Below are 19,379 nucleotides of genomic sequence, written 5' to 3'. Positions count from 1 at the left end.
GATGACCCTTCAGGATAGCAAGTTCCATCATGGCTCCGTGGCCGAGGCGCAGGCCCCGATCATCGAGATGAAAGACATCACCAAGCATTTCGGCAATGTCATCGCACTGAACGGGGTGACCTTCAATGTGCGCCCCGGAGAATGTCACTGCCTTCTGGGCGATAACGGGGCGGGGAAGTCGACCTTTATCAAGACCATGTCGGGCGTGCACAGGCCCACATCCGGCACGATCACCTTTGACAACAAGCCCCTGTCCTTCAACAGCCCGCGTGACGCGATGGAGGCGGGGATTGCCACGGTGTTTCAGGATCTGGCGATGATCCCGCTGATGTCGGTCACCCGCAATTTCTTCATGGGGCGCGAGCCGACCAAGGGGCGGGGGCTTCTCAAGCGGCTCGATATCGAGAGCGCCAACCAGATCACGATGGAAGAGATGCGCAAGATGGGCATCAATCTGCGCGCCCCCGATCAGGCGGTGGGCACGCTTTCGGGCGGCGAGCGGCAGACAGTGGCGATTGCCCGCGCGGTCTATTTCGGGGCGAAGGTGCTGATCCTTGACGAGCCGACCTCGGCGTTGGGGGTGCGCCAGACCTCCAATGTGCTGGCCACGATCGACCGTGTGCGGGCGCAGGGTGTGGGGGTGGTCTTCATCTCGCATAATGTGCGCCATGCCATGGCGGTGGGGGATCGTTTTACCGTGCTCAATCGTGGCCAGACACTGGGCACGGCGGAGCGTGGCAAGATCAGCTCTGCCGAGTTGCAGGACCTGATGGCGGGCGGGCAGGAACTGGCCAGCCTCGAAGGGTCGCTTGGCGGCACCATCTAGGCCACGGCCTTCGGGCAGCTTTGCCCGGAGGCATCCGAAAATCCAGCGCAGAACGGAGACCGTCATGACGGCGATGCTGCCCGAAACCCCGTTGGGGGTGGCCCTGATCGGCACGGGTTTCATGGGGAAATGTCACGCAATGGCGTGGAACAATGTGGCCACCGTGTTTGGCGGTGCGCGCCCGCGGCTGGAAGTGCTGTGTGATGCGGTCCCCGACAGGGCGCGCGCCTTGGCCCCGCAATTCGGCTTTGCCCGCAGCAGCGAGGCGTGGCAGAGCGTGATGGAGGACCCGTTGGTGGATGTGGTGTCGATCACCGTCCCGAACGGCCTGCATCTGCCGCTGGCCTGTGCCGCGCTGGAGGCGGGCAAGCATGTCTGGCTGGAAAAGCCGATGGCGCTGACGCTGAATGAGGCCGCGCAAATGGCCGCATCTGCCGCCTCCCGCCCCGATCTGGTGACGATGCTGGGCTATAACTATCTGCGTTCTCCGGCGTTTCAGGCGATGCGTGCGCTGGTCGAGGACGGCGCGCTGGGGCAGCTTTACAGCTTCCGAGGCGTCTATGACGAGGATTACGCGGCAGATCCCGATCTGCCCTGGTCCTGGCGGCATACGCTGCAAGACGGGGGGCTGGGCGCGTTGGGCGATCTTGGTTGCCATCTGGTCAGCCAGATGATCGCACTGATGGGGCCGGTTGCGGGGCTCTGCGCGCAGACCCATATCGCGATCCCCGAACGCCCCTCGGCCACGGGCATGACACCGGTGGAAAACGAGGATAGCGCAATGGCGATGTTGCGCTTTGCATCGGGGGCACAGGGCTCGTTTGCCACCTCGCGCGTGGCGCGGGGGCGCAAATGCCATCTGGCATGGGAGATCCACGGCAGCCTTGGCAGCCTGCGGTTCGATCAGGAACATATGAACGAATTCTGGCTGCACAGGCGTGGTGAGGCGGGGTTTACCCGCCACCTGACAGGGCCGGATCAGCCCGATTTCGGCGCATTCTGTCCCGCAGCGGGTCACAATTTCGGCTTTAACGAACAGAAAGTGGTCGAGGCGCGCGACCTGTTACAGGCCATTGCGGGCGGCCCTGCATGCGGGCCGGATTTTGCCCGTGGCCACGAGATCGAGACGGTGATCCATGCAATGGCGCGCTCGGGCGGGCAATGGATTGAACTCTAAAAACGTGATCCGCCGGAGGAGGCCGGATCGCAGGGAGGGACTTATGAAGACGTTGGATGTAATCACGATCGGTCGCGCGGGCGTTGATCTTTATGGCTCTCAGATCGGGGGCCGTCTGGAAGATATGGGGTCTTTCGAGAAATATATCGGGGGCAGCCCGACCAATATCGCTTGCGGCACGGCGCGTCTGGGGCTGCGCTCGGGGCTGATCACGCGGGTGGGCGACGAGCATATGGGCCGCTTCATCCGAGAGGAGCTTATGCGCCACGGGGTGAATGTCGAGGGGGTGAGCACCGATCCCGAGCGTCTGACGGCGCTGGTCATCCTCGGCATCCGTGACGAGGAACAGTTCCCGCTGATCTTCTACCGCGAGAATTGCGCCGATATGGCCCTGTGCGAGGCGGATATCGAGGAGGGGCTGATTGCCCGGACGCGCTCGGTTCTGGCCACGGGCACCCATCTGTCGAACCCCAAAACGGAAGCGGCGACCCTGAAGGCGCTGAAGCTGGCGCGGCAGTATGGTGCAAAGACGGCGCTCGATATCGATTACCGTCCGAACCTCTGGGGGGTGGCAGGTCATGGCGAGGGCGAAAGCCGCTTTGTGGAATCTGCCGCTGTTACCGCCAAGCTACAGAAGAGCCTGCATTATTTCGACCTGATCGTGGGCACGGAAGAAGAGTTCCACATCGCGGGCGGCACGACCGACACCATCGCGGCGCTCAAGGCTGTGCGGGCGGTGTCGAACGCCACGCTGATCTGCAAACGCGGGGCGGCGGGCGCTGCGGCCTTTGAAGGCGCGATCCCCGACAGCCTAGACGGGGGCCAGACCGGCCCCGGCTTCCCGATTGAGGTGTTCAATGTGCTGGGCGCGGGCGACGGGTTCTTCTCGGGGCTTCTCAAGGGCTGGCTGGAGGGCGAAACCTGGCCCAAGGCGCTGGAATATGCCAATGCCTGCGGGGCCTTTGCTGTCTCGCGCCACGGCTGCACGCCGGCCTATCCCTCGCTTGAAGAACTCGACTTCTTCCTGAGCCGCGGCGTCACACAGCCCGATCTGCGCAATGACCGCGATCTCGAGCAGATCCATTGGGCCACCAACCGCCATCGCAGTCATGGCGGTGATTTCTCGGAGATGCGGGTCTTTGCCTTCGACCACCGTATGCAGCTTGAAGAGATGGAGGGCTATACGCTGAAGAAGGGGGGCGCTTTCAAAGAGCTTTGCCTTGAGGCCGCGCTGAAGGTCCAGCAAGGCCGCTCGGGCTACGGGATACTGTGCGACAACCGTATCGGTCGCCGTGCGTTGCATGCGGCCTCGGGCACGGGCCTGTGGATCGGGCGTCCCTGCGAATGGCCCGGCTCGCGTCCGCTGGAGCTTGAACCCGAGCTTGGCCCCGATTGTGGCGGGCTGAAGGAATGGGCGCGCGAGAATGTGGTGAAAGTGCTGTGTTTCTGCCACCCCGAGGATGATGCCGACATCTGGGCCAGACAACTGGATCGGGTCCGTAAACTCTATGTGGCCGCGCGGCGGAACAACCTCGAATTCCTGCTCGAGATCATCCCGTCGAAAGTGGCCGCGACCGATGACGACACCACGGCCCATCTGATCCGGCGCTTCTATGCCGAAGGGATCTATCCCGATTGGTGGAAGCTGGAGCCTTTGGCATCGCAGGCCGGATGGGCTAAGGCCTGCGATGCCATCGAGGCATATGACCGCCATACCCGTGGCATTGTCGTACTGGGGCTGGATGCGCCCGAAGCCGAACTGGCGGCAAGCTTCGAGATCGCCGCAGGCTTTCCGCTGGTCAAGGGCTTTGCCGTGGGCCGCACGATCTTCGGCTCTGTGGCGCGTGACTGGTTGGCGGGACGGATGGGGGATGACGAGGCCGTGGCCGAAATGGCCACCCGTTATGCCCGTCTCGCAGATATCTGGGACAAGGCGCGGGCGGCAGCGACCGCTGTTGCTGCCGAATAGCCACAGCACCGGCGCGCCCCAGCGGGGGCGAAGCCGCCGATGCGCGCGCGCCGCGGGGTCAATCCCTGCGGCGCGCGCGACCCCCACCCGAAGACGGGGCCCCTTGAACGGGGGCACAGCAAAGGAAGATGACTATGGGCACGATCCGTATGACCGCCGCACAGGCGATGGTAAAATGGCTCAGCGTGCAGCTGACGCCCGAGGGCGAGCGGTATATCGAGGGGATCTGGGCGATCTTCGGCCACGGCAATGTCGCGGGCTTGGGGCAGGCGCTCGAGGAGATCGGTGCAGATTTCCCGACATGGCGCGGCCAGAATGAACAGACGATGGCCCATACGGCGCTGGCCTATAGCAAGGGACTGGCCCGCCGCCGCGCGATGGCGGTGACCTCCTCCATCGGGCCGGGGGCCACCAATCTCGTCACGGCGGCAGCACTTGCGCATGTGAACCGCCTGCCGATCCTGCTGATCCCCGGTGACGTCTTCGCCAATCGCCGCCCCGATCCGGTGCTGCAACAGGTCGAAGCCTTCGAGGATGGCACGCTCTCGGCCAATGACTGCCTGCGCCCCGTTTCGCGCTATTACGACCGGATCACGCGGCCCGAACATCTGCTTACAGCGCTCCCCCGCGCGCTGGCCACAATGACCGATCCGGCCTCCTGTGGCCCCGTCACGCTGGCCTTCTGTCAGGATGTGCAATCGGAACCCTATGAGTACCCGGCCGAATTCTTCACCCCCAGAACCTGGCATATCCGCCGCCCCGCGCCCGATGCGCGCGAGCTGGAAAACGCCATTGCGATGATCCGCGCGGCACGAAGCCCTGTCATCGTCGCAGGCGGCGGGGTGATCTATTCCCGGGCCGAGGCCATGCTGGCCGAGTTTGCCACCCGCCACAATATCCCCGTCGTCGAGACGCAGGCGGGCAAGTCGGCGCTCTCGCAATTCCACCCGATGAATTTTGGCGCCTCCGGTGTCGATGGCTCGGCTGCCGCCAATGCCGCCTCGCGCCGCGCTGATCTGGTGATCGGGATCGGCACGCGGCTGCAGGATTTCACCACTGGCTCGCGCACGCTTTTTGCCAATCCCGGGGCAAGGCGTCTGTCGATCAATGTCGCGGCCTATGATGCGGTGAAACATGGGGCCGAGCCCCTGATGGCCGATGCCAAAGTGGCGCTCGCGGCGCTTACGGCAGGGCTTGGGGAGTATCGCGCCGGGGAGGCCGACCAGAGCGCGCGCGAGGATTGGCTGCGCGCTGTGACGCATCATTGCCGCGACCGCAGCGACGAGCGGGCGACAGGCGAACGCCCTCTTGATGCCGAAGTCATCGGTGCGGTCCAGCGCGCCGCCCCCGAAAGCATCGTGATGTGCGCCGCCGGCACCATGCCCGGCGCGCTCAAGCTGCTCTGGCAGCCAATGCAGGGCGGCTATCACATGGAATATGGCTATAGCTGCATGGGCTACGAGATCGCAGGCGGCATGGGGCTCAAACTTGCCAATCCTGACCGCGAGGTGATCTGCTTTGTGGGCGACGGCTCCTATATGATGGCCAATTCGGAACTGGCCACAGCGGTGATGCGGCGTATCCCCTTCACCGTGGTGCTGACCGACAATGCGGGCTATGGCTGTATCAACCGCCTGCAGACGCTGGGCTGCGGCGGCAATCCGTTCAACAATATGTATGTCGATTGCACCATCGAGGCCCAGCCGCGGATTGATTATGCGGCTCATGCGGCATCCATGGGCGCATATGCGGTGAAGGCGAAAGATATCAAGGACCTGGAGGCGCAGCTGGTACTGGCCCGCACCCGCGATCTCCCGACCGTGATCGTGATCGAGACCACGGCAAAAGACTTCCCCGGCACCGGTATCGAGACCACGGCCGGCGAGGCCGGGCAGTTCTGGGATGTCGCCATTCCCGCCACGGGCCACGCCCCCAACCGTGCCGCCGCCTATCAGCGTTACATCGACAACATCACCCGACAGCAGACCGTCAACTGACATGCGCGCCGGAGGGCCCCCGCAGGGGGGCTCCGACGCCGCGTGCAGGGGGCTCGATGCCCCCAATCGCGGCCCGCAACCGTAAAAGGAGAGTTCCATGATCAAATTCGGCACCAACCCCATCGCATGGGCCAATGATGACGACCAGTCCATCGGTGCGGATATTCCCACCGCCCGCATCCTCGAAGAGGCGGGCCGTCTGATCGGCTTCGACGGGATCGAGAACGGCCACCGCTGGCCGCAGGACGACCCCGAAGCCCTGCGCAGTCTGCTGGCGCAATACGGGCTCGTTTTCATCTCGGGCTGGTATTCCACCGAACTCCTGACCCGCTCGGTGGAAGAGGAAATCGCAGCCGTTCAGGGGCATCTGGCCAAACTCAAACACAATGGCTGCAAGGTCTGCATCGTGTGCGAATGCTCCAATACCGTCCACGGACAGCCTCTGACACCCGTCAATGACCGCCCCGTGCTGAACGCCGTCGAAATGGCCGGGTTCGGTGCCAAGATGGAAGCTTTTGCGGCCTATCTGGCGGGCGAGGGCGTGACGCTGGCCTACCATCACCATATGGGCTCCGTTGTGGAAAGCCCCGCAGATATCGATGCTTTCATGGCCGCCACTGGTCCCGCAACCCATCTGCTGTTCGATGCGGGCCATTGCGCCTTCGGCGGTGGCGATCCGGCACTGGTGCTGGCCCGCCATATCAAGCGCGTCGCGCATTTCCATGCCAAGAATATCCGCCCCGAGATCACGGCCAAGGTGCGTGCTGAAAACCTCTCCTTCCTGCAAGGCGTGCGGGCGGGGGCGTTCACCGTACCCGGCGATCAGGAGGGCGCGGTCGATTTCGCGCCGCTTCTGCGGATCCTCCGGCAGAACGGCTATGACGGCTGGATCGTGATCGAGGCAGAGCAAGACCCCCATGAACGCAATCCGCTCCTGTATCAAACCCTCGGGTTGCATACGCTCAAACGGATCGCGAAAGAGGTCGGATTCGATCTTGTCCCGTCCCCGCACCCCGAGACCGTCGGGGCCTGAGCCTGCGATTTCATGCCTGTTGGAGACCCTAGGATGACACAGCCTTTCCAGCTTGCCGCCTGCGCCGAGATGCTCTGGCGCGACAAACCCATCGAATGGCGCGCCGCGCGCCTGACCGAGCAAGGTCTCGGCGTGGGGCTTTGGAACTGGCCCGATCACGATCTGGCCAAGCTCGAAGCGGTGGGGGCCGATTATACGATCATGAACGGCTATCTCGAAGGACGGCTGGCCGATGCGGAGGGGGCGGATCTGCTCCTCGCCTCGGCCCGCGAGACGATCAAGGTGGGCAAGCGGCTTGGCGTGCGTCGGCTCAATCTGCACGGCACCGGTCTGGGCGAGGGCGGTTTGCCGATCTGGCGGCACGAGACGGTCACGGGGCCGATGTGGCTGAAAGCTCGCGACACGCTCGAGCGGATCTGCGATCTGGCCGCCGAGGAGGGCGTGGTCTTTACCTTGGAAAATCTCAACCAAATGGACCATCCGGGCTGTCCTTTCGGGGCGACGGGGGATGTTCTGGCGCTTGTGTCTTCGATTGACCGCCCCGAGCTGCGGATGAATCTCGACCTCTATCATACGCAGATCGGGGAGGGGGATCTGCTGCGCTGGTGCGAGAAATCCCTGCCTTGGATCGGCGAGCTGCAGGTGGCCGACACGCCCGGTCGTTGCGAGCCGGGCACTGGCGAGATCAATTATCCGGTCATCGCCCGTGGTTTGCAGGCGATGGGCTATCATGGGCCTGTCGGGCTGGAGGCATGGGCGCAGGGGGATAGCGATGCAGCCGTCGCGGCCTTCGTCGCGGCCTTCACCCTCTAGGGCACGGCCCCACCGCCTTTACACGCCCTGCTGTCCGGCCCTGTCCCGTCGGGGGCAGGGCATCGCGACAAAAAGCATCACTCCAGCAGAATCTATCAACTGGCGCGCAGATACGGTATAAACGGCTTTGTTTTGTCGTTTAGACTGGTCGCGACCTATTGATGAGGAAGGGTGCATGAGCCGCAATACCACGATTGGTCCGTGTTCCGAAACGATGCCTCAGGCGGCAAGAACGCGGTATATTGATTTCATGGCGCATCAACATGTGGCCGACGAGAATTCCATTCAGATCGATAGCTATAAAGCCGATATCATCACGCTGACCCCCGCGCACCGGCAGGCGCTGCACGAACTGACGGTCTCGGTGTTCTGGCCCCATCGCGCGCGGGATCTGGATGTGTTTCTGGCGCTCGGGCGGGGCTATCTGGCGATAGACGGGATCGGGCGCCCCTTGGGGTCGGCGATGTATTTTCCGGTGGGCGAGGATTACGCCATGTTCGGGATGATGATCACCACACCGCGTCTGCAAAGCTACGGGGCAGGCGCGCGCCTCTTGCGGCGGATCATGCGCGATTGTGAAGGCCGCGACTTGCGGCTGTCTGCCACCCGTGCAGCCTACCGTCTTTATGAATATGCCGGTTTCGTGCCGGTGGGCACGATCTGGCAGCATCAGGGTATCGTGCGGCCCATGCGGCCGCCCACCGCTGTGCCGGGGCTGGAGGTGCGCCCGCTGGAGCCTGCCGATCTGGCGCAGATCCACGCGCTTGACAGCCATGCCTACGGGGCCGATCGTCATGCGATGCTGGAGATGTTCGTGAGGCTTTCCGACGGGATGGTGGCCCTGCGAGAGGGTCGGGTGGTGGGCTATGCGCTCAAACGCGACTTCGGAAAGGGCGTGGTAATCGGGCCGCTTGTGGCCGAAAATGACCGCATCGCCATGCAGCTGGCAACTCCGTTCCTACAAGCGCTGGAGGGCCAGTTCGCCCGTCTGGATACGCCGGTTGAAAGCGAGCAATTCGCGGCCTTTCTGGCATCGGCGGGTCTTGGGGTCTTCGATACCGTCACCGAAATGCGCAATGGCGTGATGCGGCGCCCGCAGGACGGGCTACAGATCTACGGGCTTTCGGCGCATTCTCTGGGATGATCCGGGTTTTGGGATGAGCCGGGCTTTGGGATGATCCGCCCTGATAGCCCCCCCGCGGGGCGTCCGGCAGGCCACCGGCGCCATCGTAACAGAAAACGCCCCGCGAGGGAAAACCTGCGGGGCGCCAGTTGGGATGTGCGTCAGAGCCCGCTCAGGCTTTCTGCGCCAGATGCGCGGCAATCGCTGCGATATGCTCGGAGCCGATCCCGCAGCATCCGCCCACCATCGTGGCCCCTGCCGCGATCCACTGATCGACCCATTGCAGATAGCCCGCCGGCGTCAGATCCTTGCGGACCTGCGAGAGCACTTCATTGGCGGCCCCGTCATCATCTTGCGATTCAAAGGCATTGGCATAGATGCCGATCGGCAGTTGTGCGTCGCCAAAGGCGGCACGGGCGGCCTTGATGGCGGGTTCCATGACTTCGGGCATGGAGCAGTTGAACAGCAGCGCCTCGGCCCCCAGTTCCTGCGCCAGACGGGCAGCCTCCGCGACACTCTCACCGCTGCGCAGGGCCGGAGGCTGGTCCAGTGCCCCTTCGCTGTCATGCAGGGTGAAGGACAGCCAGACCGGCTTGCCGCTGGATTTGGCGGCGGCGACGGCACAGCGGGCCTCGGCAAGGCTGCTAAGCGTTTCGGCCACCCACAGATCGACCTTGTCCTGCATCGCGCCGACCAGCATGTCGAGGATCGGGCGGGCGATGGCCGCGTCGAAAGCTTCGGGCATATAGGAGCCGCAGGGCGGCGGCAGGCTGCCTGCCACGCGCGCGCCCGGGAATTTGTCGGCGGCGGCGCGGGCCAGACGGGCGGCATCGGTTGCCAGAGCGGCCCCATCGCGGGCAAAGCGCTCTTCGCCCAGATGGAAAGGCACGACGGCATAGCTATTGGTGGTGATAACCTGCGCACCGGCTTTCAGGAAGGCCTCATGCGCGACCTGCACGATCTCGGGGGTTTCGATCAGCGCGACCGCCGACCATTCGGGTTGGCGCAGTTCGGCCCCCCAATGTTGCAATTCGCGGCTCATGCCGCCGTCGAGGAGAGTGATGGTGGTCATTGAAAGGGTCCTCCAATCGCGCTTATCGCGCAGGGCTTAGGAAATCGGCGGCCAACCGGCTGAGGGCTCTTGCCGAAAGCGTGATGGCGCTTTCATCGGGTTGGTAATCCGAATTGTGCAGGCGGTCATCCCGACCGGGCTGGCCCGAGCCGACATGGAATTGCAGCGCGGGCAGACGTTCGGAGAAATAGGAAAAATCCTCGGCTCCGAAATCGGTGCCCGTCTGCGTATGGGGAGCGGTGCCGAAATGCGCGCTCAGGCTGGTCAGGGCACGGTCGACCAGCGTTTTGTCATTTTGCAACGCAGGCGCACCGCGCAGATAGGTGACCTCGGCCCGGACCCCGAGCGCACGGGCGGTATCGGTGCAGATCTGGCGGAAGCGTTCCTCGGCCATGTCGCGGGTCTGTGCCGAGCGGCAACGGATCGTGCCTTTGAAGCTACAGCTATCGGGGATGATATTTTCGGTGAACCCGCCCGCGATCTGGCCGATGGTCAGCACCATCGGGTCGGCGGGGTCCATCCGGCGCGACACGATGGTCTGCAACTGTGTGATGATATGCGCGCAGGCCACGATCGGGTCCAGCGCAAGATGTGGCCGCGCGGCATGGCCCGAAGACCCGAGAACCGTCACGCAGAATTCATCGCTCGAGGCGGTGCTGGCGCCGTGGATCAGGCGCAGCTCTCCTGCGGGGAGTTCCGGCTGGTTGTGGAAGGCGATGGCCATATCGGCGCCCTCCGCAGCCCCGTCTGCGATCATCGCGGCGGCACCGCTTTCAACGGTTTCCTCGGCAGGCTGGAACACCAGTCGCACCCGTCCGGCAAGCTCTTGTGTCAGATCTCTGAGCACATAGGCCGCCCCCAGCAGGGCCGATGTGTGGATATCATGCCCGCAGGCATGCATCGCGCCCTGTATCTGCGAGGCGAAGGGCAGATCCGTGCGCTCCTCGATGGGCAGGGCATCCATATCGGCGCGCAGGATCAGGCAGGGGCCGGGCAGGGCCCCCGTGATTTCGGCAATCACGCCGGTGCGTCCGATACCGGTGGTGACCTCAAGCCCCATCTGCCGCAATTCATGCGCGACCAGATCCGCCGTCCGCTGCGTTTCAAAGCCGATTTCCGGATGGGCGTGGATGTCGCGGCGCAGCGCGACCAGATGCGGGGCGATCTCGGCCACCTTGTCATCGATCCGGCGCGTCAGATCGTTGATGCCCGTCTCGCTTGGGGGGAAGTGGGTCATGCTACACTCGCAGAGGCGTTGGGAGTTTCTCCTTGGCATCAATTATACGATTGTGCAACAAAAAGCCGAAACAGTCCGCACAGAAGGAACATGACAATGCCCGAGACGGTCATTCACGGCGTCTATCTGAGCCAGACTCTGGACCTTGAGGCGCTGTATGGCGCGGCCTTGCATGCGCAAGGTGCCGATGTCGTGCTCTGCCGCCCCGAGGAGGTGACCGATCCGTCCGCGATCCGCTTCGCGATCTGCTGGCTGCCCGAAGACACGGCCTTTGCGCCCTATCCGAACCTGCATCTGGCGATGTCGATCGGGGCGGGGGTGGATGCGCTTCTGACGCATCCGGGGCTTGAGGGGCAAGGCCCGCGCCCGCCCGTGCAGATCGCGCGGGTGCGCGACCCGCATCAGGCCGATCTCATGGCCGGTTTCGCGGCCCATGAGGTGCTGCATCACGAACGGTCCTTTGGCGCGCTGGCCGCGCAGGCGCAGGCGCGGTGCTGGGCCCCGCTGCCCTTGCGGGCACCTGCGGCGTCTGTTGTGGCGGTGCTGGGGCATGGCACGATGGGGCGAGCCGTGGCGCGCGCGATGCGGGCCTTGGGGTTCAGGGTGCGGGTGGCCTGCCGGTCCTTGCCCGAGACCGCGGCCCGCATCGAAGGGGTGGAATACTGTTTTGGCCCCGAGGCCATGCGGGAGGCCGCACAGGAGGCGCGCTATCTGGTCAATGTGCTGCCCTTGACCCCCGCCACCGAGAATGTGCTGCAGGGCGCGCTTTTCGCCTGTCTGGCGCAGGGGGCCTATCTGGTGCAGATCGGTCGGGGCGAACATCTGGTCGAGGCCGATTTGCTGGCCGCCTTGGAGTCGGGGCAGCTGGCGGGGGCGACGCTGGATGTGTTCCGCACCGAACCGCTGCCGCAAGATCATCCGTTCTGGACACATCCGCGGCTGCGGATCACGCCGCATGTGGCCAGTGACTCTTTGCCAGACGTCGTGGCCGAGCAGGTCGTGCAGACCGCAAGAGAGCTGCGGGACGGGGCGGCACTGACCTATCTGGTCGATCGCCTGCGCGGCTACTAAGCCCGCTTCGCCAACCATCCTTTGTCAAGCGCCATAGGAAACGGGCCCGGAAGGGCCCGTTGCAAGAGGTCTGTGCAAGCAGATCCGGTACGCGCCGGATTAGCGGCTTTCTTCCAGCACGGCTTTCTGCGCACTGGCGGCCACGGCGGTATAGGTGCCGTTGGCATCGGGGGCTGCGGCTGTCTCGCCCGTGCCCGGCTGACGCACGGGACGGTGATTGAGCCGCGCGGCCACAAGGCTGAACAGCACCCATCCCGCAAAGGTCACCAGACCACCATACATCATTGCCTGCGTGCCCGTGGCATAAAGCGCATAAAGGCTGTAGAGGGCGGCGATGATGGCCACGATATTGGTAGTCCGCGCCGCAGAATCCGGCACTTTCTCGGCATGCTGCAACGAGCTGAGTGCCGACATCGACAGGATATAGGGGATCAGGTTGGTCATCACCGCCAGATTGACCAGCAAGGAGAACTGTGTGTTCAGCGTGGGGCTGATGGTCATCAGCGACAGTGCCGTTTGCGCCAGCGTGATCACGCAGATCCCGACGATCGGCGCGCCGGATTGGGTGACTTTGGCGAAGAAGGGCAGGAAATAGCCCGTAACAGCCGAAGACCGCGCCACCTCGGCAATGGTGAACTGCCAGCCCAGCAGCGAACCGAAGCACGAGATCACCATCAGGCCGATCACGATCTTGCCCACGGTCGGGTCCATGATCTGGGCGAAAACCAGACCGAAAGGCGCATTCGAGGCCGCAAGCTGGTCAATCGGCACGATCCCCGCGATCACGCTGGTCGAGGCAATATACAGCAACGCCGTGATGCCGGTCGCGATCAGCACGGCAAGGGGGATATTGCGTTTGGGGTTTTCCACCGCATCGCCGTTGGCGCTGGCCGATTCCAGCCCCAGAAACGCCCAGAGCGTGACCGAGATCGAGGCGCTCAACGCCTGGAAGGTCGGCATGTCATGGGGGTTCCATGCCGCGACATAGCGGCTGGGGTCAAACCAGAACCAGCCCAGAAGGGCGATACCCGCCACCGGCAGGATCACGCCCCAGACGGTAAAGGTGCCCAGCTTCCCCGTGATCTTCGGGCCGCCGAAATTGAGCACCGAAGCCAGCCACAGGCAGCCGATGGTCAGCAATCCCGTCATCAGCGGTGAAAGTTCCACCCCGAGGAACGAGGCCCCATAGCCCACCGTCGTGACCGCAATCGCCACATTGGCGATAACCAGCGACACGAAATAGGTATAGTTGGTCATGAAGTTGCCGGACCGGCCATGCGCATATTCGGCATAGCCGCCCATCCCGCCTTGGTGGTTGGAATAGGTGCCCGCCCGTGCGAACGCATAGGCCAGAAGCATGGCACCGATGGCGGTGACAATCCATGACAGGACCGAGATATTGCCCACCTGCGCAAGGTTCGCAGGCAGCAAGATGATGCCGGAGCCCATCATGTTCACCACCGTGATCGTGGTTAACGAGACAAGGCCCATCCGGTTTTCTTGTTTATGTGCCATTACGGGGTTCCTTAATTTTTAAGCACGTAACCATAGGCGCGGATGTATCCATCGGCCTCGGTTTTCAGGTGGACGCCCTGCAATTCGGGCGCGAAACCGGGCAATTTGTTGATGCCTTCCTCAAGGGTCAGGAAGTAATCGCGCGTCAGGTCGGTCCAGGCTTCGCCGGGGACGACACACAGGATGCCCGGCGGATAGGGCAGCGCCCCTTCGGCACAGATGCGGCCCGAAATCTCGCTCAGCGGCACCAGATCCACATTGCCGCGCTGGAAGTCCCAGTTTGCCTCATGGGCAGGGCGGCGCACCGGCGGGAAATTCGGCTCGCGGAACATGTCCTTCTGCATCTGCTTGACGTTCTTGGCCTTGTAGAAATCATGCATTTCCTGACAGAGCTGCCGGATCGTGTAGCCGCGATAGCGGGCCGCATGCTCGGTATAGATCCCGGGCAGAACACGCGCCAAGGGCTGGTCCTGCTGTACGGCCTCTTCAAAGCGGATCAGCGTGGCCACCAGATTCTGCATCTTGGTGATCAGCTCGGCAGGCGTCATCAGGAACAGGATCGAGTTGAGATCGGCCTTCTCGTTGATGATATGGTTGTCGCGCAGGAAATTCGCCAGAATATTCGCGGGAATACCGAAATCCTCGTAATCGAAGCTTTCGACCTTCAGCCCCGGTGTGGTCAGCAGAAGCTTGTTCGGGTCAACGAAATACTGCCCCTTCTTGTAGCCCTCGAACCCATGCCAGTCGTCTTCGGGATCGAAGGCGAAATAGGCGCGGTCGTTCATGATTTCTTCGGTCGGGGCATCTTCCCACAGCCGCCCATAGACCTTCTTGGGCACGAAAGGACGGATCATCGAACATTGGCGCAGGATCATCTTGCGCGCCTCGATGCCGACCCGCAGCGCATTGGCCCAAAGCCGTTTGCCGCCGCCATCGGCATGCATCTTCGCGTTCACCTCCAGCGCCGCGAACATCGGATAGAACGGGCTGGTCGAATAATGCATCATGTAGGAATTGTTGAAGCGGTCGCCATTGATATAGCGCGGCTCCGAGGCGATATGCGCGTCCTTTTTGTGGATCTGCGAGGCCTGCGAGAACCCGGCCTGCTGTTTATGCACGCTCTGGGTGACGATGATGCCGGGATCCTCGGGTTTGAGATCGAGAAGCAGCGGCGAGCAATCCGACATGATCGGAATGAACTGCTCGTAGCCGACCCAGGCGCTGTCAAACAGGATATAGTCGCACAGCTTGCCGATACGGTCGATGACCTGACGCGCGTTGTAGATGGTGCCGTCATAGGTGCCAAGCTGGATCACGGCCAGCCGGATCGGGCGCTCGGCCTTGGCCCGCTCGGGGTCGATCCGTGCGATCCGCTCGCGGATATAGCTTTCCTCGAAGCAGTGCTCGTCGATCCCGCCGATCAGCCCGTAGGCATTGCGCGCGGTTTCCAGATAGATCGGCGTCGCCTGCGACAGGAAGAGCGCGCCGTGATGGACCGACTTGTGGTTGTTGCGGTCAAACAGCACCAGATCCCCGGGGGTCAGGATGGCGTTCAATGCGATCTTGTTCGAGGTCGAAGTGCCGTTGAGCACCAGATAGCTGTAATCCGAATTGAACACACGGGCGGCGTGCATTTCGGCCTGTTTGGGCAGCCCCTCATGGATCAGCAGATCGCCCATCTTCACATCGGCATTGCACAGGTCCGTGCGGAACAGGTTCTCGCCATAGAATTCATAGAAGCGGCGGCCTGCGGGGTGGCGCTGGAAAAACTGTCCGCCCTGATGGCCGGGGCAGTCGAACTGCGCATAGCCTTCCCGCTCGTATTGGGTGAGTTCGCGGAAGAAGGGCGGCAGAACATCATGGTCGAATTTGGCTGCCGCCACTTCGACCATACGTCCGAAATACTCGACATTGTTTTCTTCGCGCGCCAGAACGCCGGTCAGCCCTTTCAGGCCGGGCGTGGTATTCGGGTCTTCGTCCGAGACGGCAAAAACCGGAATATTGAAGCCCAGTGCCTGAACATGGTCGAGAAGACCGGCATCAATATCCGCTTCGGAAAGAACCACCGCCGATACATCGGTAAAATTGGTGCTTTTTACGGAAACTGTTGCACGGTCTGTGCGAAGATACTCTTCGATCTCGGGGCTGAACGCAATCTTTCCAACAGGAATGGACACGGATCTTTCCTCCTAATTCAACACTTAAATAATAGTGCTCACAATGAGCTACATTCCTTCCATGACATGGGTCAATTTATTGATAAATAACGGATACGTGATTTATATCGCAAAAATCCCTTTTGCGGTCCATTTCGGGTTCCCTGTAGTTTTGCCCGTTTCTGCCCATAAAATAAGCAGAAAACCCGCGTCGCGCCGGTGGATTGATCAGTAAATTAAAAGAGTTAGCGGATATATGTCGATGCTATTTCCTGATTGTATTTATCAGGAACTAGGGCTTTGGAACGTCCATCCGGTGGGCCGTTCGGGCGCTTTTGGGGGGTGACCTGCGTCAGAGTGTCGCAGGTGATGCAGCGCGGCCCGCTGGCCGACAGGGGGCGCCAGCCGGGCTCGGCGATCGGGCGCGGCATGTCGGAATTGTGGAACAGGCGTCAGAGGCCGGGCGGATGTCCGGTCCGGCCAAGCGCCTTGGCCGCGGCAAGGAAGTGGTTGAGAAAGACCGGCCGTTTGACGGGCAGGCTGTCGCGCAGCACGGCCTGCGTATACCCGTAGACCAGCCCTTGTCGGCGACTTTGCAGCAGACGGGTCAACAGTGCCTTCTGGTACAGCGGCAACCGGCGGCGGGCGCGCAGATGGTGATAGACCTGCGCCTCGGTCAGGTCTTCGGCCACAAGGCCGCACACGATCGGTTTCAATACCGACATCTTGGTCAGCATGGTGGCCATATTATGGCCCAGATGGCGGCAGCGGATGGGGTGGATATTGGGGCCACGGAACAGCGCCGCATGCACGGCATCCTCACGCTCGAACGGGTCATGGAACAGCCAGACCGCCTTGGCGCAGGCCACCTGATCGGGTGCATAGCCGTAACGCCCGCTGAAATCCCGCCGCCACGCGCCTCTGAAGCGCTTCTCCCAGCCGCCGGTGATGTCGCGATCTAGCGTGGCCTGTGGCGAGAGCGCGATGACGATGGACCCCGGCACGGCAGAGGAAAAGGCGCAGGCGGCATAGCCTGCCATGGATGTGCCGTAAAACACCACCTTGCGGAATCTTGCGAAAAACCCGCTGTCGCGCAGCTCGTCGAAAAAGTCCAGCACCGCTTGCGCGCGATACCATGTCCAGCCATGCGCGCCGATCCCCAAGGCCGACCAGCCCTGCGCGGCAATGAACTTGACGCCCCAAGGCATACGGTCCTCGGGATGCTGGCGGGCATCATCGAGATTGTCGAAGGTCACCACCAATATGTCCCCACCTTCGACGAAAAGCGCCTTATGTTCGGCATCGAGCTGGCGGAAAAACCCCTGATCGGCACCGATGTTATTCATGGCGGACGCCCATGCGTCTTTGGGCTGCGGGGATGTCATGATGTGGTCTCCGGATCGGCGGCAACGCGAAAACTGATATGGCCTGTGGAACTGTCGGGGGTGGTTCGGGTGCGCGAATGGGTGAAATACCGCTCGCAATAGGAGGCGTGGCACAGATGCGAGCCGCCCCGTATGACACGCTCCTCGCCGCTGGCTGGCCCCTTCGGATCAAGCAGCGGTGGCATCTGCGCATGGGGCAACGGGCCGAACCAGTCGGCGCACCAGTCCCATGCATTGCCCGTCATATCATAAAGCCCGAAACCATTGGGAGGATATTGCCCGACAGGGGCCAGACCGGCAAAGCCGTCCTCGGCCCTGTCTTCGGTGGGAAAGTGACCTTGCCAGACATTATGCCCGTACCGTCCTTCGCGCAGCGCGTCCTCTCCCCAAGGGTAGGCCTTGCGGGCCAGACCACCGCGCGCGGCGCATTCCCATTCGGCCTCGAAGGGCAGGCGCAGGCCGGTGAACTGGCAAAAAGCCTGCGCATCCTCCCATGCGACATGCACCACCGGATGATCGGGACGGTCGCGCCAGTCCGAACCGGGCCCCTGTGGTGCCGCCCAGAACGCGCCCGGCACCGCGCGCCACCACGGAGCCTCTGCGGGGCCCTTGAACGGCGCGCCCTGTTCGGTGGCATACAGGTGGAAGACAAAGGACCAGCCCTCGCGCTCGGCCACTGTGACATAGCCACTCTCCGCGATGAAACGGGCGAAGTGCCGGTTGGTGACCTGCCGTGCGGCAAGGCGGAATGGCGACACCCGCACCTGTCGGGCAGGGCCGGAGAGGTCGGCGGCATATCGCGGGCTATTGGTGCCCATCTCGAACAGCCCGCCCGCAATCTCGCAGAGATCTTGCATCAGACTGGCGCGGAACGCGGCGGAGGCGTGCGGGGCCAGCGTGGCGGCGCGATGGCCGGTATGGCGGGTCAGTCCCGAACAGCAGCCGCTCATTTCGGGGCCCGTTCTATCCAGGGCTGTTCTATCCGGCGCTGTGCCAGAGCCGCGCGCTTGCGCGGCGGCAGGGCCTCCAGCGCGGCCTGTCGCGCCTTGACGAAAACGGGGCCTTTCTTCTCGCGCATGACCGCATCCGACCATGCCACGACCTTCGCGTGTTTTCCGGCCTTCTGCAGGCTTTGCAGCACAAGCTTCTTATAGGTCAAAGAGCTGTGCCGCGCGCGCAAAAGCCGCGCGATCCCGAGGCGGTCGGCATGTCCTTCGATGCAGGCCGAGACGATGGGCTTCAAAATTCCCATATCGCGCCAGACCGACAGCATCCCATGCCCCATAAAGGGGCATTTGACCTTTTCGACCTGCGGCCCGCGGAAAAGCGCGACATGGGCCGCATCGGCGGCGATGCGGCTGTCATAGAACATCCAGACCTTTTCTGCCGCACCGATCATATCCGGCGCAAAACCGTAAGGGCCCGAAAAATCATTGCGCCAAGCGGGACGGAAGCGCCGCTCCCAGGAGGCTTCACTGCGTGACAGGGTCGATTGCGGATTGATGGCCAGCACGGTTGCGCCGGGCGCTGCGGCGGAAAAGGTACAGGCGGCATAGCCGCCCATCGAGGTGCCGTAAAAGACCACCCGCCGGAACAGGGCAAAGAACCCGTCCTTTTTGAGCCGTTCGAAAAACGCCCAGACTGCGGGGTCGCGATACCATGTCGCGCCATGTGCCATCAGCCCCAAAGACGACCACCCCTGCGCCGAGATGAAATCCACCGCCCAAGGCAGGCGGTCCGTCTTCTGGCGCGTATCGTCGAGATTGTCGAACACGACGACCAGCGTATCGGCTTTCGGGCCGGTGGCGGGAATATAGATCGCCTTATGCAGGGGGCCTATATCCTCGAAAAAGCCGCTCTGCTCGGCCTGCGCCAATAGCGTTTGCCGCCATGCCTCGGCGCGGGCGGCTTTGTCGTTCTTGGCATCCATCGGGCTCTGTCCGCTGCTAGAAAGTCGCAATCACAGTATAAGCGTCAAGTTTTAACTTGGTAAATCTTGGAACCG

General features: G+C 62.9%; 15 protein-coding genes. 8 read left to right on the top strand and 7 right to left on the bottom strand.

Translation table 11 applies throughout. The features are described 5' to 3' along the window. Window position 1: 1 nt before the first annotated feature. The 7 genes from WDB88_RS15245 to WDB88_RS15215 all read left to right on the top strand — a co-directional run bounded on the left by WDB88_RS15245 (window position 2) and on the right by WDB88_RS15215 (window position 8,959). The gene (locus tag WDB88_RS15245) at window positions 2–826 is read left to right on the top strand and encodes an ATP-binding cassette domain-containing protein (protein WP_339109665.1); all 825 of its coding nucleotides are present in this window, start codon (window positions 2–4) and stop codon (window positions 824–826) included. A 64-nt stretch (window positions 827–890) separates the two neighbouring features. Continuing rightward, on the top strand, window positions 891–2,003 hold the full coding sequence (locus WDB88_RS15240; protein WP_330647028.1) for a Gfo/Idh/MocA family oxidoreductase: 1,113 nt from the start codon (window positions 891–893) through the stop codon (window positions 2,001–2,003). 43 nt (window positions 2,004–2,046) lie between these two features. Further along, complete coding sequence (gene iolC, locus WDB88_RS15235) at window positions 2,047–3,972, top strand: 5-dehydro-2-deoxygluconokinase (protein WP_339109664.1); 1,926 nt, start codon at window positions 2,047–2,049, stop codon at window positions 3,970–3,972. Between the two features lie 134 nt (window positions 3,973–4,106). Then, window positions 4,107–5,969 carry a 3D-(3,5/4)-trihydroxycyclohexane-1,2-dione acylhydrolase (decyclizing) gene (gene iolD / locus WDB88_RS15230; RefSeq protein ID WP_339109663.1) on the top strand — a complete coding sequence of 621 codons (1,863 nt, stop codon included), beginning with the start codon at window positions 4,107–4,109 and terminating at the stop codon, window positions 5,967–5,969. Window positions 5,970–6,066: 97 nt separating this feature from the next. Further along, window positions 6,067–7,002: a myo-inosose-2 dehydratase gene (gene iolE / locus WDB88_RS15225; protein ID WP_339109662.1), complete on the top strand. Its 936-nt coding sequence runs from the start codon at window positions 6,067–6,069 to the stop codon at window positions 7,000–7,002. 33 nt (window positions 7,003–7,035) lie between these two features. Continuing rightward, entirely contained in the window at window positions 7,036–7,815 is a 780-nt protein-coding gene (locus WDB88_RS15220) for a TIM barrel protein (protein WP_330647034.1), read from the top strand. A 175-nt stretch (window positions 7,816–7,990) separates the two neighbouring features. Next, window positions 7,991–8,959: a GNAT family N-acetyltransferase gene (locus WDB88_RS15215; RefSeq protein WP_339109661.1), complete on the top strand. Its 969-nt coding sequence runs from the start codon at window positions 7,991–7,993 to the stop codon at window positions 8,957–8,959. A gap of 151 nt (window positions 8,960–9,110) precedes the next feature. On the opposite strand, the gene WDB88_RS15210 is transcribed toward WDB88_RS15215, so the two are convergent. After that, window positions 9,111–10,010, bottom strand: coding sequence for a homocysteine S-methyltransferase family protein (locus WDB88_RS15210; protein WP_330647036.1), 900 nt, complete (start codon window positions 10,008–10,010; stop codon window positions 9,111–9,113). Between the two features lie 22 nt (window positions 10,011–10,032). Next, entirely contained in the window at window positions 10,033–11,247 is a 1,215-nt protein-coding gene (locus WDB88_RS15205; RefSeq protein ID WP_330647037.1) for a M20 family metallopeptidase, read from the bottom strand. Between the two features lie 96 nt (window positions 11,248–11,343). Here WDB88_RS15205 and WDB88_RS15200 point away from each other — a divergent pair, with 96 nt between their 5' ends. Next, window positions 11,344–12,318 (top strand): NAD(P)-dependent oxidoreductase, encoded by a 975-nt coding sequence (locus WDB88_RS15200; RefSeq protein ID WP_339109660.1) that lies wholly within the window; start codon window positions 11,344–11,346, stop codon window positions 12,316–12,318. Between the two features lie 99 nt (window positions 12,319–12,417). Here WDB88_RS15200 and potE read toward each other — a convergent pair whose 3' ends face one another. The 5 genes from potE to WDB88_RS15175 form a co-directional block, all read right to left on the bottom strand. Further along, complete coding sequence (potE, locus tag WDB88_RS15195) at window positions 12,418–13,833, bottom strand: putrescine-ornithine antiporter (RefSeq protein WP_339109659.1); 1,416 nt, start codon at window positions 13,831–13,833, stop codon at window positions 12,418–12,420. Between the two features lie 11 nt (window positions 13,834–13,844). Continuing rightward, window positions 13,845–16,004 (bottom strand): ornithine decarboxylase, encoded by a 2,160-nt coding sequence (gene speC, locus WDB88_RS15190; protein ID WP_339109805.1) that lies wholly within the window; start codon window positions 16,002–16,004, stop codon window positions 13,845–13,847. 437 nt (window positions 16,005–16,441) lie between these two features. Beyond that, complete coding sequence (locus tag WDB88_RS15185; RefSeq protein WP_339109658.1) at window positions 16,442–17,374, bottom strand: phosphoadenosine phosphosulfate reductase; 933 nt, start codon at window positions 17,372–17,374, stop codon at window positions 16,442–16,444. Next, window positions 17,371–18,324 carry a formylglycine-generating enzyme family protein gene (locus tag WDB88_RS15180; protein WP_339109657.1) on the bottom strand — a complete coding sequence of 318 codons (954 nt, stop codon included), beginning with the start codon at window positions 18,322–18,324 and terminating at the stop codon, window positions 17,371–17,373. The genes WDB88_RS15185 and WDB88_RS15180 overlap by 4 nt, the downstream gene beginning before the upstream one ends. Next, a complete protein-coding gene (locus WDB88_RS15175; protein ID WP_339109656.1) occupies window positions 18,321–19,304 on the bottom strand; it encodes a hypothetical protein in 984 nt (327 codons plus the stop codon). The genes WDB88_RS15180 and WDB88_RS15175 overlap by 4 nt, the downstream gene beginning before the upstream one ends. Window positions 19,305–19,379 lie beyond the last annotated feature (75 nt).

The sequence above is a fragment of the Thioclava sp. GXIMD4216 genome, assembly GCF_037949285.1.
In the GTDB taxonomy this organism is placed as follows: Bacteria; Pseudomonadota; Alphaproteobacteria; order Rhodobacterales; family Rhodobacteraceae; genus Thioclava; species Thioclava litoralis.
Note: the sequence above shows the minus strand (reverse complement) of the source record. Positions and strands in the feature narration are given on the sequence as shown.

Excerpts from the sequence above, each read along its gene's own strand:
- WDB88_RS15245 (WP_339109665.1), top strand. The coding sequence starts at position 2 with ATGACCCTTCAGGATAGCAAGTTCCATCATGGCTCCGTGGCCGAGGCG.
- WDB88_RS15240 (WP_330647028.1), top strand. The coding sequence starts at position 891 with ATGACGGCGATGCTGCCCGAAACCCCGTTGGGGGTGGCCCTGATCGGC.
- iolC (WP_339109664.1), top strand. The coding sequence starts at position 2,047 with ATGAAGACGTTGGATGTAATCACGATCGGTCGCGCGGGCGTTGATCTT.
- iolD (WP_339109663.1), top strand. The coding sequence starts at position 4,107 with ATGGGCACGATCCGTATGACCGCCGCACAGGCGATGGTAAAATGGCTC.
- iolE (WP_339109662.1), top strand. The coding sequence starts at position 6,067 with ATGATCAAATTCGGCACCAACCCCATCGCATGGGCCAATGATGACGAC.
- WDB88_RS15220 (WP_330647034.1), top strand. The coding sequence starts at position 7,036 with ATGACACAGCCTTTCCAGCTTGCCGCCTGCGCCGAGATGCTCTGGCGC.
- WDB88_RS15215 (WP_339109661.1), top strand. The coding sequence starts at position 7,991 with ATGAGCCGCAATACCACGATTGGTCCGTGTTCCGAAACGATGCCTCAG.
- WDB88_RS15210 (WP_330647036.1), bottom strand. The coding sequence starts at position 10,010 with ATGACCACCATCACTCTCCTCGACGGCGGCATGAGCCGCGAATTGCAA.
- WDB88_RS15205 (WP_330647037.1), bottom strand. The coding sequence starts at position 11,247 with ATGACCCACTTCCCCCCAAGCGAGACGGGCATCAACGATCTGACGCGC.
- WDB88_RS15200 (WP_339109660.1), top strand. The coding sequence starts at position 11,344 with ATGCCCGAGACGGTCATTCACGGCGTCTATCTGAGCCAGACTCTGGAC.
- potE (WP_339109659.1), bottom strand. The coding sequence starts at position 13,833 with ATGGCACATAAACAAGAAAACCGGATGGGCCTTGTCTCGTTAACCACG.
- WDB88_RS15185 (WP_339109658.1), bottom strand. The coding sequence starts at position 17,374 with ATGACATCCCCGCAGCCCAAAGACGCATGGGCGTCCGCCATGAATAAC.
- WDB88_RS15180 (WP_339109657.1), bottom strand. The coding sequence starts at position 18,324 with ATGAGCGGCTGCTGTTCGGGACTGACCCGCCATACCGGCCATCGCGCC.
- WDB88_RS15175 (WP_339109656.1), bottom strand. The coding sequence starts at position 19,304 with ATGGATGCCAAGAACGACAAAGCCGCCCGCGCCGAGGCATGGCGGCAA.